The 14,986-nt window shown below is 54.9% G+C and carries 9 protein-coding genes; all 9 read right to left on the bottom strand.

Annotated features, from left to right (window positions below):
• Nucleotides 1–94: 94 nt before the first annotated feature.
• The 9 genes from bamB to OGX94_RS12200 all read right to left on the bottom strand — a co-directional run bounded on the left by bamB (nt 95) and on the right by OGX94_RS12200 (nt 14,975).
• Nucleotides 95–1,273 (bottom strand): outer membrane protein assembly factor BamB, encoded by a 1,179-nt coding sequence (gene bamB, locus OGX94_RS12240; protein ID WP_008785453.1) that lies wholly within the window; start codon nt 1,271–1,273, stop codon nt 95–97.
• A gap of 10 nt (nt 1,274–1,283) precedes the next feature.
• Nucleotides 1,284–1,904 carry a YfgM family protein gene (locus OGX94_RS12235; RefSeq protein ID WP_003835172.1) on the bottom strand — a complete coding sequence of 207 codons (621 nt, stop codon included), beginning with the start codon at nt 1,902–1,904 and terminating at the stop codon, nt 1,284–1,286.
• A 13-nt stretch (nt 1,905–1,917) separates the two neighbouring features.
• Nucleotides 1,918–3,192 (bottom strand): histidine--tRNA ligase, encoded by a 1,275-nt coding sequence (gene hisS / locus OGX94_RS12230; RefSeq protein WP_063941709.1) that lies wholly within the window; start codon nt 3,190–3,192, stop codon nt 1,918–1,920.
• Nucleotides 3,193–3,302: 110 nt separating this feature from the next.
• Nucleotides 3,303–4,421, bottom strand: coding sequence for a flavodoxin-dependent (E)-4-hydroxy-3-methylbut-2-enyl-diphosphate synthase (gene ispG / locus OGX94_RS12225; protein WP_003037720.1), 1,119 nt, complete (start codon nt 4,419–4,421; stop codon nt 3,303–3,305).
• Nucleotides 4,422–4,447: 26 nt separating this feature from the next.
• Nucleotides 4,448–5,446 carry a cytoskeleton protein RodZ gene (gene rodZ, locus OGX94_RS12220; protein ID WP_032944208.1) on the bottom strand — a complete coding sequence of 333 codons (999 nt, stop codon included), beginning with the start codon at nt 5,444–5,446 and terminating at the stop codon, nt 4,448–4,450.
• A gap of 283 nt (nt 5,447–5,729) precedes the next feature.
• Nucleotides 5,730–6,896 carry a dual-specificity RNA methyltransferase RlmN gene (gene rlmN, locus OGX94_RS12215; RefSeq protein WP_003037713.1) on the bottom strand — a complete coding sequence of 389 codons (1,167 nt, stop codon included), beginning with the start codon at nt 6,894–6,896 and terminating at the stop codon, nt 5,730–5,732.
• A gap of 251 nt (nt 6,897–7,147) precedes the next feature.
• Nucleotides 7,148–7,579: a nucleoside-diphosphate kinase gene (gene ndk, locus OGX94_RS12210; RefSeq protein WP_003037710.1), complete on the bottom strand. Its 432-nt coding sequence runs from the start codon at nt 7,577–7,579 to the stop codon at nt 7,148–7,150.
• A gap of 148 nt (nt 7,580–7,727) precedes the next feature.
• Complete coding sequence (gene pbpC, locus OGX94_RS12205) at nt 7,728–10,040, bottom strand: peptidoglycan glycosyltransferase PbpC (protein ID WP_063941710.1); 2,313 nt, start codon at nt 10,038–10,040, stop codon at nt 7,728–7,730.
• Nucleotides 10,041–14,975, bottom strand: a complete 4,935-nt coding sequence (locus OGX94_RS12200) for an alpha-2-macroglobulin family protein (RefSeq protein WP_257661757.1) — start codon at nt 14,973–14,975, stop codon at nt 10,041–10,043.
• Nucleotides 14,976–14,986: the final 11 nt, after the last annotated feature.

Here is a 14,986-nt window from a genome sequence, read left to right as displayed (position 1 = left end):
CATCAGACAACGGGCACATTTTTGCGCCGTTGTTAAAAACAGTAAAACGGCCCCTGCACCAGGAGCCGTTTTTCAAAGCGAGCGGCCGGGACGATTAACGCGTAATGGAGTACAGCGTACCGTCTTTCGCCTGGATCAGCAGTTTACCATCAGCAGAGACCGGCTCGGTCAGGAAACCTGAGCTGTCGACTTTCTGCTGGGCAACAAAACGACCATCGTCAACGTTAATCCAGTGCAGGTAGCCTTCGCTATCACCGACGACCAGATTGCCATTATACAATACCGGGGACGTCAGCAGACGGTGCAGCAGATCGCTTTGCGTCCACAGCGTCACGCCGCCATCGGTGGTCAGCGCCAGTACGCGGTCATTCTGGTCAACCAGGTAGATACGGTTACCGTCGACGATGAAATCATTCACCGAGCCTAGTTCGCGTTTCCACATAATTTGACCGCTGCGCAGATCCAGCGCCGTCAGGTTACCATTATAAGCCAGCGCGTAAACAACGCCATTGACGATAACCGGCGTGGTATCAACGTCGCTCAGACGATCGATTTCCGTTGGGCCTGTCGCCTGAGAGATACGCTGCTGCCAAATCATCTGGCCTTGCTGCATCAGCACGGCGCTCACGCGACCGTTATCACCGCCGACAATAGCTGCGCCAAAGGCAGTTGCCGGAGCGGATTCACCACGCAGAGACAGGGAAGGCATGTCGAGGTTAACGGTCCATTTGATGGCGCCATCAGCTTCGTTTAATGCCTGCAACTGGCCGTTGCTGGTGTGGATCAGTACTACGCCATCGCTCACAACAGGACGAGACAGCGCTTCACCGGCGACTTTCGTCTGCCATGCGGTGGTGCCGTCGCTGGTATTCAACGCATAAACCTGTGCTTTTTCGCTGCCAATGTAAACATGTCCGCCAGACACGGTTACACCGCCAGAAAGCTGTGCAGATGCACGGGAGAACCAGCCGTCTTTCTCACCCAGATTCACAGACCAGACTTCTTTACCGTCGCCTGCGTTCAATGCTTTCACTACACCAGCGCGATCGGCTGCATAGACAACGTTATCCGCCAGCGCAGGGTGAAGATTGGAATAGAAATCACCAATACCGTTACCTACGGAGGTGCTCCATTCCGTAGACGGAGTAAACTGGTTTTCAACCACCGGTAATGGGGACATCTTAACGACATCTTCTTCGCCACTAAACAGTGAACAGCCGCTCAATAGGGTAACGGAAAGCAGCCCTGGCAGAAGTAATTTACGCAATTGCATCGGGTCCCTCTCAGATGGACAAATTATTGATTTTCATCTGCATCATTTCGCTCAGAGCAGGAGAGGCATCGCTTTTCACACCCGCTTCCCATGCGCTACGCGCACCTTGTTTGTCGCCTTTGCTCAGCAACGCTTCACCGCGCAGATCGGCAACAATGGCCGTCCACCCTTCACCTTTAATAGTGTCGAGCGTTTTCAGCGCGGTATCAGCCTGTTTAAGCTGAACCTGAACACGAGCCAGACGCAGGTTAATCACCGCTTTGAGATTTTCATCGCTGGTTGCAGCCAAGCCCTGTTGCAGCTGACTTGCAGCTTTCTCAAGTTCATTTTGGTCAACAAACTGCTGCGCAAGTTCCAGTGAAGCCAGCGCGCCGTAGGTATTTTTATTCTCTGCAGCAAATTTCTCAGCGGCAGGAATGCTGTCCGGTTTACCCGCGCTAACCGCAGTCACCGTATTTTGATACGCCAGAGAAGCAGAGCGTGCGGACTCCGTCTGATGGCTGGTCCAGTAACGCCAACCAACCAGCGCGCCAACCCCTAAAATGATCCCAACAGCCAGCGCCTTGCCGTTTTCAGCAAAGAAGCGTTTTACCGCATCAACCTGGTCGTGTTCGTTCTCGTAAATTTCCACGCTGTCCTTCTCCTTAGCCCAGTAAAGTGCGCAAATGCGCGGCAACGCTATCCTGCGCAACTGCCGTTTGCTCACCAGAGCGCAAATCCTTCACTACAACAGTACCGTCAGCCACTTCGGACTCGCCCAGTACCAGTGCAACGCGGGCGCCCCACTTATCGGCACGGGCAAACTGTTTCTTAAAGTTGCCGCCACCGTGGTTTGTCATCAGTTTCACATCAGGAACTTCATCGCGCAGACGTTCTGCAAGCGTCATTGCCGCCGACTGCGTGTCCGCCCCTGAAGCAACCAGGTATATATCGACAACAGGATCTGCGTTAAATTCCGGATTAACTGCCTGAACTAACAAAACAAGTCGTTCCAGACCCATAGCAAAGCCCACGGCAGGCGTTGCACGACCGCCAAGTTGCTCTACCAGACCGTCGTAACGACCACCGGCACACACGGTGCCCTGAGAGCCCAGGCTGCTGGTGACCCACTCAAATACGGTGCGGTTGTAGTAATCAAGACCACGAACCAGACGCTGATTGACGGTGTAGGCAATGCCTGCGGATTCCAGCAGTTTGCACAAGCCCGCGAAGTGCTCGCGAGAGTCGTCATCAAGATAGTCGCCCAGTGCAGGCGCGTCGTTGAGCAGCGCCTGTACTTCCGGGTTTTTGGAGTCGAGAACGCGCAGCGGATTGGTGTACATACGACGCTTGCAGTCTTCGTCCAGTTTCTCTTTGTGTAATTCCAGGTAGGCGACCAGCGCATCACGGTAGTTAGCGCGGGCTTCAAGCGAACCGATTGAGTTCAGCTCAAGGCTAACATGCTGAGAAATACCCAGCGCGCGCCACCAGCGAGCGGTCAGCATAATCAGCTCCGCATCGATGTCCGGGCCTTGCAGGCCAAATACTTCGACACCCAGCTGATGGAATTGACGATAGCGTCCTTTCTGCGGACGTTCGTGGCGGAACATCGGCCCGATATACCACAGACGCTGTTCCTGATTGTACAGGAGACCATGTTCGATGCCGGCGCGTACGCAGCCCGCAGTCCCTTCAGGACGCAACGTCAGGCTGTCGCCATTACGGTCCTCAAAGGTATACATCTCTTTTTCAACCACGTCGGTAACTTCACCGATCGCGCGTTTGAATAACGGGGTCTGCTCTACAATCGGCAAGCGGATTTCACTGTAACCGTAGCTACCGAGCACGTTTTTGAGAGTGCCTTCAATGCGCTGCCAGATGGCGGTTTCGCCAGGCAGATAATCGTTCATGCCGCGAATGGCTTGAATGTTTTTTGCCACGTTTATTCTCTTTATGAATATAAAAATGAACCCTCAGCGCTAACCCGAACAATGCGGGCGCCATGCGGGTTCAATCATACACGGGAAGCACGCCGCTTCCCATCACGTTGTTATTTTTCAAGCTGCTGCACGTCGATACGACGCGCTTCGTCCAGAATACTCGCTTTAGCGCGGATGCGGGCTTCAAGCTGCGTAATCATGTCGTCGTTATCGAGTCTGTCCTTACGCACGCCGTCTTCATACAGGCCGCTTTTCTTGTTACCGCCCGTCACGCCCAGCGTAGAAACCAGCGCTTCACCAGGACCGTTTACCACGCAGCCGATGATCGAAACGTCCATTGGCGTAATGATATCTTCCAGGCGTTGCTCCAGCGCGTTAACCGTACCAATAACGTCAAACTCCTGACGCGAGCAGGTTGGGCAAGCGATGAAGTTGATCCCGCGCGCGCGAATGCGCAGCGATTTCAGGATATCGAAACCCACTTTGATCTCTTCCACCGGATCGGCTGCCAGAGAAACACGCAGCGTATCGCCGATCCCTTCAGATAACAGCAGGCCAAGGCCGATCGCGGACTTCACCGAACCACTACGCAGGCCACCGGCTTCGGTGATCCCCAGATGCAGCGGTTGATCGATCTGTTTCGCCAGCAGGCGATAGGATTCTACGGCGAGGAAAACGTCAGACGCTTTAACACTGACTTTGAATTGATCGAAGTTCAGACGATCGAGGTGATCCACGTGGCGCATAGCGGATTCCAGCAGCGCCTGCGGCGTCGGTTCACCGTATTTTTCCTGCAGATCTTTTTCCAGCGATCCGGCGTTGACGCCGATACGGATAGGAATATTTTTATCACGAGCGCAATCCACCACCATGCGAATACGCTCTTCACTGCCGATATTACCTGGGTTAATACGCAAGCAATCAACACCGTATTCCGCTACCTTCAGCGCGATACGATAGTCGAAGTGAATATCGGCAACCAGCGGGACGTTAACCTGCTGTTTGATAAGCTTGAACGCTTCTGCGGCATCCATTGTCGGTACAGAGACACGAACAATGTCTGCACCTACGCGTTCCAGCGCTTTAATCTGATTAACCGTCGCTTCCACATCCGTGGTACGCGTATTAGTCATAGACTGTACGGCGATGGGCGCACCATCGCCGATCGGCACGTTCCCAACGTAAATGCGTGTCGATTTTCTACGTTGAATTGGAGCCTGGTTATGCATTAAAAAATCTCCCGCATTGCCGTCTGTTACTGAGCCGGTGATTGTTCGGCATTAACGGTCAGACGCGCAACCTGGTTAGTTCTGATAAAACGACTCAGATCGACAGGTTTACCCTGGAACTGAATCTGCACTGCCGCCGGGGCGCCAATTTTCAGTTTGTACGGCGCTTGACCGGTCAGGTTTAGATTGCCGTCTTTACGCTGCATCCCGCTGAACAGTTTTTTACCGGTCGCATCGGTTACTTCCAGCCAGCAATCGGCGGTAAAGTTCATCACCAGCGCGTTAGGATCGGCTGCAGGTGTAGTCACACCTGCCTGATCGGTCGGCAGAGGAGCCGCTGTAGCTGGCGCTGTTGGCGCTGCGGTTGCGGTATCGACGTTAGCCTGAGATGGGGCAACAACGGCGTTCTGTTGCGCATCAGCGGCGGGTGCCGGGGTCGCAGCAACGTCTGGCGTTGGCGCTGCGTCCGCCACCGCACCATCGTCAGGAGCCGGAGGGGTATCCTGCCCTGCTGCTGCGCTGGTATCTAACGGTACGTTCTGCGCACCCTCTTTACCGGCATTCAGCTCAGCAGAGGATTGATCGGCCATGGTGGTGATCTCTTCCTGCTGCGCTTTATGGTTCTGCCACCACCAGGCGCCTGTCAGTCCGACAACGACAAACAGCACCAGCCAGGTAAAGGTCATTAACCAGCCGTCACGTTTCTTACGACGCTTACCGAGCGAAAAGCTCTGCATCGGTGCGACCTTAGCTGGTCGAATCGGAGCCTGTTTTTCCAGCCCTGGCAACAGTTCTTCTTCAGGAATATGCACCAGACGCGCATAAGAACGGATATACCCGCGCAGGAATGTTGAAGCAAGATCGGCTGGCGCCTTATCTTCTTCAATATCGCGTACCGTGGAAACCTTCAGGCAAAGTCGCTCCGCGACTGCCTGCTGGCTGAATCCGAGTTGTTCACGGGCATTGCGCAGACGAACGCCGGTGGATAGTGTTTCATTTTTGTCGTGCGTGGCTTCAGTATTCATTCGCTACAGCTGCGTAAATTTGGGTTCTGATGCCGGCGAGCCACAATGCTCACCCACACCGCGAAACATCTGGTCAGTTAACCTTCGTCAGACAGTATAAAACGGTCAGACTATCAATGACAAAACGGCGTAAACCTGAGGGCTAAACACTTGTTACGCCGTTACATACTGCCTTAAAGTCGACAAAAACGCACCGTTATTATTGACCTGACGACGACAACAAAAAACCTCATATGGCTTACGTTGCACTACGGTACAGGAATTATACCGTAGTGCGCCAACATCAAACGGTCTTAATGTCGATAGCGTCGCCCTGCATACGCTTACGCAGAGTACGCTTGGTACGGTCGATAACGTCGCCCGCCAGCTGACCGCAGGCTGCATCGATGTCATCACCACGTGTTTTACGTACGATGGTAGTGAAACCATAGCTCATCAACACTTTGGAGAAACGATCGATACGGCTGTTAGAACTACGGCCATACGGCGCGCCCGGGAACGGGTTCCACGGGATCAGGTTGATCTTACACGGCGTATCTTTCAGCAGTTCTGCCAGCTGATGCGCGTGTTCAGTGCCATCATTGATGTGATCTAACATCACATACTCAATGGTTACACGACCCTGGTTAGCGTTGGACTTCTCCAGATAACGACGAACCGCGCCAAGGAATGTTTCGATATTGTACTTTTTGTTGATAGGTACAATTTCGTCACGAATTTCATCGTTCGGCGCATGCAGAGAAATCGCCAGCGCGACGTCAATCATATCACCCAGCTTATCCAGCGCAGGGACAACGCCTGAGGTGGAGAGCGTGACGCGACGCTTGGACAGCCCAAAACCGAAGTCATCAAGCATGATTTCCATCGCCGGAACCACGTTGGTCAGGTTGAGCAACGGCTCGCCCATCCCCATCATCACCACGTTGGTAATAGGACGCACGCCCGTAGCCTTCACCGCACCAACGATCTTCGCCGCGCGCCAGACCTGACCAATGATCTCCGATACCCGTAGGTTACGGTTAAAGCCCTGTTGCGCCGTAGAGCAGAATTTACACTCTAATGCGCACCCGACCTGTGAAGAAACACACAGGGTCGCACGATCGTCTTCCGGGATATACACAGTTTCAACGCGCTGATCGCCAACCGCGATAGCCCATTTGATCGTACCGTCAGAAGAACGCTGCTCTTCCACCACTTCCGGGGCGCGAATTTCAGCCACTTCTTTCAGCTTGTTACGCAGCACCTTGTTGATGTCAGTCATGTCATCAAAGTTGTCGCTGCAATAGTGGTACATCCACTTCATGACCTGATCGGCACGAAACGGTTTTTCGCCCATCTCTTTGAAGAATTCGCGCATTTGCTGACGGTTCAGATCCAGCAGGTTAATTTTTCCATTTTTATTTGGAACCGCAGGAATGACGACTTCAGAGGTGTTAACTAATTCAGACATAATTTTTTCCGGCCTCGTTGTTACACGTTGTGGCCCGTGGAGGGTTAAAAAGAAACGCCCCGGCAAGCAATCTGCTCTTCCGGGGCGTTGCATTGTACAAAGTCTGGCGCAGGGATGCCACGTTTGCACGAAGCATTAGCGAAAATAATATGTAAAGGAAGATCGTAGGCCTGATAAGACGCATCAGCGTCGCCACCAGGCAAAGCAGAGCCGGATGCGCAAACGCTTATCCGGCCTACAGGACGAGCTTATTAGCGCGTACGCGGGCAAACCTCGCCTTCACCAAAGAAATAGGCGATTTCGCGCGCCGCTGACTCAACGGAGTCGGAACCGTGAGTACCGTTCTCGGTGAAGCTGTCAGCATAGTCTGCACGCAGAGTACCGGCCAGCGCATTCGCCGGGTTGGTTGCGCCCAGCAGATCGCGATGACGCTGTACGGCATTTTCGCTTTCCAGAACAGAAACAACGATCGGACCGGAGGTCATAAATTCAACCAGACCGTCAAAGAACGGTTTGCCATCGTGCTCAGCATAGAAGCCACGTGCCTGCTCAACGGTCAGGTGCAGCATTTTAGTGCCGACAATTTTGAACCCTGCTGCTTCAAAGCGCGCAAAGATGCTCCCAATAACGTTTTTTGCCACCGCGTTTGGTTTGATGATGGAAAAAGTACGTTCAATAGCCATGATAACCTCTGTAATGTGTTCTGTTGTTGTCTATATAGATGTACGATCTGGCGCGGATTATAAAGAGCATCCCGGCAATTGACTATTGATGAAGGTAACATTTCTTTAAAATAAGATGAATTTTAGCAACAAACAGTCACCAACTGGTCTACTGCATCGAAAATCTCACCGTCGCTACCTGACCAGCGTCATCCATCACCAGCAGTTGATAATCCCCTTTAGTCGCCAGCCGTAGCGTAAGACGACGTCCACGTTCTTCCAGCCTTTCACCGTTAAGAAACCACCAGCGTTCACCGCTCCCACCACTGGTTTGCACCGGCAATGAGGCTTGAGCAGAACCGGGTAAACGCTTCACAATCGCGCCATCACGAATACCTGTCAACTGCAACGGCTGTGAAGCGTCTTGTCCCAGCGGCGGACACGTGGCAGAAACTGGCGGTAATCTCGCCCCACGGCGTTCTGATTCCGGTAGCCATGGCTCCAGCGGCAACGGCCAGACGATTAACGTTTGCTCGTGCGTCTGCGGGCAATCCGCCGCCACACGTTTGCCTTCATCATCCAGCCAGACAGGAAAACGAATGCCATTAACCCCTTCCTGCTCGGGCAATAATAACGTTGGCGGCTGACTGCCATCCAGTAACCAGGTTGCCAGACGGCGACGGCAGTTGCTGTCTCCAGGGGCAAGGGATTGCCCGCCCGGCCAGCACACCACACCGCGACTCACGGATTCAGGGCGTGGATCTTCCGGCTGATTTGTCCCGCGAGAGAGCAAAAGATTGTTGACCTGAGTGAGCAGCGGCACGGCGCTGGCAAATCCAAACTGGCCCACCACCGGCGTTCCGTCTGGTCTGCCAGTCCAGATACCGATCACATAACGGGCGTTAACGCCAATCGCCCAGGCATCGCGATAGCCATAGCTGGTGCCCGTTTTCCACGCCAGCGGAACCACTCTGCTCAGCGCGTTATCCGGCAGCGGTTGGGCTTCGTCGGCCATAATACGGCGAATAATCCACGCCGCGCCCGCCGACATCAACGGGCGTTCAAGCAGTGGGTCACCCGGCTGCAGACGCAGTTTTCCCGCTTTTCCCTGGCGGGCAAAGGCGCTGTACGCTGCGGCCATATCTTCCAGCCTTGCCCCCGCGCCACCTAAAATCAGCGACAGATTTGGCGCAGCCCCTGCGGGCAGATACAGCGGTAAGCCGACGTTACGTAACGATGCGGCAAAGCGCTTCGGACCATAGGCTTCGAGCACCTGCACGGCGGGTAAATTCAACGACCTTACCAGCGCTTCGCTCATGCTCACCGGGCCATGAAAACCGCTGTCAAAATTCCCCGGTCGATAGTCCCCAGTTCGCCGCGGGACATCCTGCAACAACGAAGCGGGATGAATGAGTCCGTCATCCAGCGCCAGACCGTAAACAAACGGCTTCAGCACCGAGCCTGGCGAACGGATCGCATTCACCATATCCACATGACCAAAGCGGGAGTCGTCATTCATATCTACCGACCCCACCCAACCACGCACGCTCATATCGGTGTGATCGACCACAATCATTGCCAGCGAACTGCGTGCAGGTAAGCGCCCCTTCCAGTTCTGCGCCAGCTCTTCCAGTTGACGCTGCAATCCGGCATCAAGGGTAGTCACGATTTTATCGCTCCGGCTTTTTCCCAGCATCATGCGCGAGAATAACGGCGCTAACTGCGGCATTTGCCTGGGCGCCAGCCAGACTGGCTCTTCACGCGACTCCTGTACCTGTCTGGCAGGCCAAATGCCCTGGGTCGCCATACGTTCGAGCACTTTATTACGCGCCGCTTCAGCACGGTCCGGCCAACGGTCCGGGCGCAGGCGACTCGGTGCCTGTGGCAAAACAGCCAGCAGCGCGGCATCGGAGTAACTCAATTGCGCGGGTGATTTACCAAGATAGGCCCAGCTTGCCGCCCCCACACCCTGCAGCGTACCGCCAAACGGCGCACGGTTGAGATACAGTGTCAGGATGTCGCGTTTGGAGAGATGCCATTCCAGCTGCAATGCGCGCCAGAGCTGGCGAAACTTGCCGCCAAAGGTTCGCGGATGAGGATCGAGTAATCGTGCGACCTGCATGGTGAGCGTACTGCCGCCCGAAACCACGCGCCCAGAGGAGAGGTCCTGCCATGCTGCGCGCAGTACTGAAAACGGATTGACGCCGGGATGCTTCCAGAACCAGCGGTCTTCGTAGTTAATTAGCGCCTCAAGGTAGCGGGGCGACACCTCATCAATCGTTACCGGATACCGCCAGATACCTTCGGCATCGGCAAAGCGCCAGAGTGGCGTACCATCATGTGCCACCACGACCCGTGCCGGATCGACTTCGTGCAAGGGCAGCGGCCAGATTTTATCTGCCGCCCAAACTGCCGCCACAATCAATAGCGCAACGGCTGCCAGCCAGAGCCAGCAGCCGCGTTTACCCAACCCGCGCATCATTTACGGTCTGACAATCAAAAGTCCCTCTGTCGCACCGGTCGCGCGCCACTGCGGAACATACATTGATTCCACCTGTGGGACGGGAACCTGGTAGGTCCCCGGCGTCACCGCTCGCGCCAGATACACCAGCGTAACCGGTTGTCCTTCATTGACCGCCACCGCAGCGACAAAGCGATCGTCACGGAACTCAACGTGCTGGATATCTGCCTGCTGCATCTGATTAAGCAGATTCGCCACTTCGCTGCCGCTATCCTGCAGGCTGGCGCTGCCGTTGGCCAGATTCTGGTTTTCCAGTTCCAGTCCTGCTGGCAGTAAGTCAACCACCAGTGCATCCGGCACATTCTGGCTGGCTTTCACCTCCAGCCAGACCAGCACCAGCTCGCCGCTGCGCAGCGAATCCAGCGATTTGCTGTTTCCGTCGAGCCCCAGGATTTGACGCTCAATATGCAGAACGTTGTTGGCAGGCGTCGGTGAGGTTTGCGGATAACCGCTCACATCCAGACGCAGCCACAGCGGTAGATTACCGGTATTGGTGACGCTCAGCGTAGACAGCGCATCGGCATCCAGATTACGCGTCTGTGATTTCTCCCCGGCTAACGGTTGCTCCGAGAATGACGTTTGCGCCTGCCATGTGCCTGGCAAGTCCTGTAACGTACGCGCGGCAAGGAACAACGCATTATTTTCCTGAGTCGAGAGCCAGCGCTGCCCAAAGGCCTGTTCTGACAACGTGTTCAGCAGCGTATTCTGCACGTCAGGTTTGAGCTTGTTCTCTTCGAGCAAGGCCAGCATCAACGCGTTATCCCGCAACGCACTGCCGTAATCCGCCATCCACTGTTGCGTATCGCGGCGCGGCGTATTCAGCGCTAGCGTCAACGCCTGTTCACTGCGGTTAGCATCGCCCATATTTTTCAGCGCGATTCCCAGTTGTAACAGCGGTAAACCAGAGGCCGCTTGCGCACGACGCTCCCAGATCTCACGCAATGCGCCGAGCGGGGCTTTTTGCTGACGCGCCAGAACCAACGCGGCGTATGCTTGTACGGCAAACCGGCTTGCTGAAGAGTCGTCGGTATAGCGAATCGACAACATTCCTGGATCCTGCAAATAGCGCAGCAGCCGCTCGTTGCCACGGTTAATGACTTCTACCGGGACGCTGTAGCCCTGTTCATTTGCCCGAACGAGGAAATCCATGACATACGCGGTCAGCCAGTACTCTTCCGACCCGTTTTTATCCCACAGCGCGAAACCGCCGTTATCACGCTGCATCTGCACTAAACGAGAAATCCCAATATCGACTGCCGCACGGCGTTTTTCATCGCTGTCGCCCACAATACCTAACGCCTTCAATTGCGCAGCATTGGTGTATAAGGATGGAAACAACCCGCTCGCCGTTTGCTCCAGGCAACCGTAAGGGTAAGCCTTCAGTTCGCGGATATAACGCGCCAGATTTAGCGGCGGCTTACCGCTGAACAGCAGTTGTCCCTGCATCGTTGCAGGGGAGAAATTGGTCAGTTCTTCGCCCGGAAGCTGCCAGGTTGCGCCCGGCTGAAGTGCGACACCGTTATTAACGGTTTGCGCCGGGAACGCCGGACGCACGCCAATCTTCCACTGTTTATGCTGAACTGGCAGCGTTTCACCCGGTAAAGTCAGACCGCTAATTTCTGCCTGAATTTCGCCATCGCCAAACCCCTCCCGCGCACGCACCGGAATAAACAACGTAGTCCGTACGCCTGGTGCCAGATTTACCGGAGCAGGATCTTGCCCCATCAGCTCCAGTAAGCCATTGGACGCGAGCTTAATATTCAGCGTTTGCGGTTTGTCAGTCAGGTTAGTCACGTCCAGCGTCAGGCGCGAGGTATCGCCTCCCGCCAGAAAACGCGGCATATTCAGTTCAGCAATTACCGGCGCGGCAACAATCACCTTGCTTTCACTGCTGCCAAAGTCATCCGCCGTCCAGGCCTGTGCCATTACCCGTAGCTCGCCGTTGAAATCACCAATCGGTAGCGTCACCGTACCTTCGCCCTGCTCGTTGAGCGTAACCGGCAGCGCCTGTTGCGCCACGATATTGACGTGATTAACCGGTGGCTTACCGCCGCGTTTTAATTCATCGCCATCTCCACCAAAGCGCAGCGCCGCCAGCCGCCCTTGCCCTTCGATCACCTGGCCGTAAATATCATAAATATCCGCGCCATAGCGTTTTTGCCCGAAAAACGCCTGCCACGGATCTGGCGTGGCGTAATCGGTAATGTTCAACACTCCGCTATCAACAGCAGAGACCAGCACGTTAACCTGTTTTGGTACGTCGCCATTTTTGACGCTGGCTTTAATCTTGACGGTCAACGGCTGGTTTGGCCGTATTTTCGCCGGGTTTTCCAGCGCCAGCGCCAGACGACGGTTTTCATCACCTAACGGCAAATGCAGTAAACCGACCGCCCGTTTTGGCGTGGCCGAACGGGACTTGTCGCCAGGACGAACCACCAGCGCACTGAGATACAAATCGTGGCGATTCCAGGTTTTATCGATTGGGATGGAGATATCGAGACCATCCGCCGGTACGTCTATTTCTTGCCACCACAGCGGGCCTTCGCTGGATTCCACCATCGCATAACCTTTGCCAGCAGCGGGAGCGGCAACGTGCAGCTTCATGGTATCGCCAGGACGATAGCTGGGTTTGTCCAGTTTCAGAGTCACGCGATCGGGACGCACAGCCCCACTGCCGTCGCTGTTATCCTGCCAGCTATAACCTGCCCAGAAGCGTACGCTGCTCACCGCATCATTCGGGGCTTTCACTTCCAGACGATAGGCACCCCACTCAACCGGGAAGCTGACTTTACCGGTTTCATCGGCCTTAAGATCCAGAGTCTGCTCACCTTCAACCAGATCCTTTTGATCGAACTGAGATTGCCAGCCCTCGCCTTCAGACCAGTTCCAGTAGTAATCCCGGCGCTCGCGGATCAAACGCACCTGCAAACCGGACACCGCTTTTTTCTCGCCCTGCGCATCGGCATAAACAATGTCGAAAGCGGCGTTGCTGTTTTCATCAACGATAGGCTGATTCAAAGTGGTATCAGTGCGGTAGTCATAGACGGCTTTTGCCGCAAACTGCGGACGAATACCCGGCAGCGTGTCCGCAGGCCAGATGGCTTGTTCAGCCCGACGCGTCACCGGGCGGCCACCAGATTCCAGCAGGCTGGCTTGCAGGATCACCTGTAACGGAGAATGCGTCTCCTGCCATTGGCTGTTGGTAGTCACTTCGCCGCGACCGTGTTCATCCAGCGTAAGCTGAACTTCATCGAGGCTGCGGGACAGGTTTTCTTCGGCAATATTACCAAATTGGAACCCCGGCAATGCCTGCACCGCTTCGCGCAGCGGGCGCAGGAAAAGCTGTCCTTGCAGAGCATTGCCGTTAGCGGGCGCGCCGTACAGGTAGTAGCCCACTACCGAGAACTTCACTTCATCAGCCGGAGCTACCGGAATCTTATTGGCGGAGAGATTGAGCGCCATCCGCTCAGGCATAAAATCTTCGACGTGGAAATCCCACATCCGTGAGTGGTTGTCGCCCGTATTAGCACGAATATGCCACATACCGGTTGGCGCGTTAGTGTCCAGCGGCCAGCTAAAGCGGTACAGACCGTTCTCCGGCTGGCTAACCACCGAACGTAACACTTGCCCGTCGGGCTTTACGACCTCCAGCTTCACCGGCTGGTCGGGCAACGTTTTGCCGTCGCTGTCACGCAGTAATCCGTTGAGGATCACCGTTTCGCCAGGACGATAGAGGTCACGGGGACCAAACATAAAGAACTGCTTGCTGTATCCCGGTGCACCGGCAATATCAAATTCAGCCAGATCCAACGCCGGGAGTTTCAAATCCAGCAGCGTGGTTTGCCCGTCTTTGCGGGCCAGCAATAAAGCCGCGTCTTTATCAGTCTCCAGTTTGAGATGACCCTGCGCGTCGCTAGTAGCCTGCGCCAGCGTCTGTCCTTTTTCGTTGAGTAACGTGACCTCAATACCCTGCTGCGCAGCGCCATTTTCCAGACTCTGTGTAAAGACATCCAGTTGATTATGGTAACGGTGCGCAGACACACCAATATCGCTGAGCGTGAACAGCGTAGCGGCATTACTGTAGTTGTATTGTCCAGCCTGATTCATCACCGCGATGTAAACACCTGCTTGCTGCAACGGCTTGATATCGCTCAACGACAGCAGCAGCTTCTCACGGGTGTTACGCGCAGGATTGAGATCAAAGCGTCCGGTATACACCAGTTCCGCCATTTTCAGCAGATTGTCAGATTCCCAGTTCGTCAACGAATTGCGGTATTCCCACTGGCTGACAAATGCGCCGAGCGATTCAGGCTTCACGCGAAAGAAGTTCACATCCACGCTGTTAACGTTGAGGGCCATTACCGGCAGGCCTTCAATTACTTTTCCCGGCAGCAGCGAGCCGCGACTGGCAAACCCTACGCTTGGCTGTACATCGCGGGTGGTAATATTTTTTTCATAATCAATAGCGAACGTCGCTTTATTCAGCGCCAGCAAATCACGCTCAATGGTCACCACCAGTTCCCGGTTAGGTTCCAGATGGCGTAAGCGCAGCTCTTTCAGATTTGGCGCCAGCTCCCAGGCACCATCCACTTTGCCGCTTTTTTTATCAACAACGTGCACGACGCGGGAAAAATCTTGTTCTGGATCGAGGGGAATGGAGAAGGTCAAAACGAGCGTTGCCGCACCGTCGAGCTGGACCTCTGAGGCATCCAGCAGCGTCAGCGACTTGCCCTGGCTTTGCTGCACCAGCTTTTGTAATTGAGCTTTATCTTTTGCTGGCGCAGTCTGTGGCGCAGGTGCATCAGGTTTCGCAGCCGTCGGTGATTTTTCGTTATTATTATCGCACCCGACCAGTGCCAGCATCAGCATGCAGGCCGCTACGCGTAAATGTTTCATTTTTCATCCCT

The organism is Citrobacter sp. Cpo037 (genome assembly GCF_030332945.1).
In the GTDB taxonomy this organism is placed as follows: Bacteria; Pseudomonadota; Gammaproteobacteria; order Enterobacterales; family Enterobacteriaceae; genus Citrobacter; species Citrobacter portucalensis.
The sequence above is the reverse complement of the archived record's forward strand: the minus strand, read 5'-3'. Positions and strand labels throughout refer to the sequence as shown.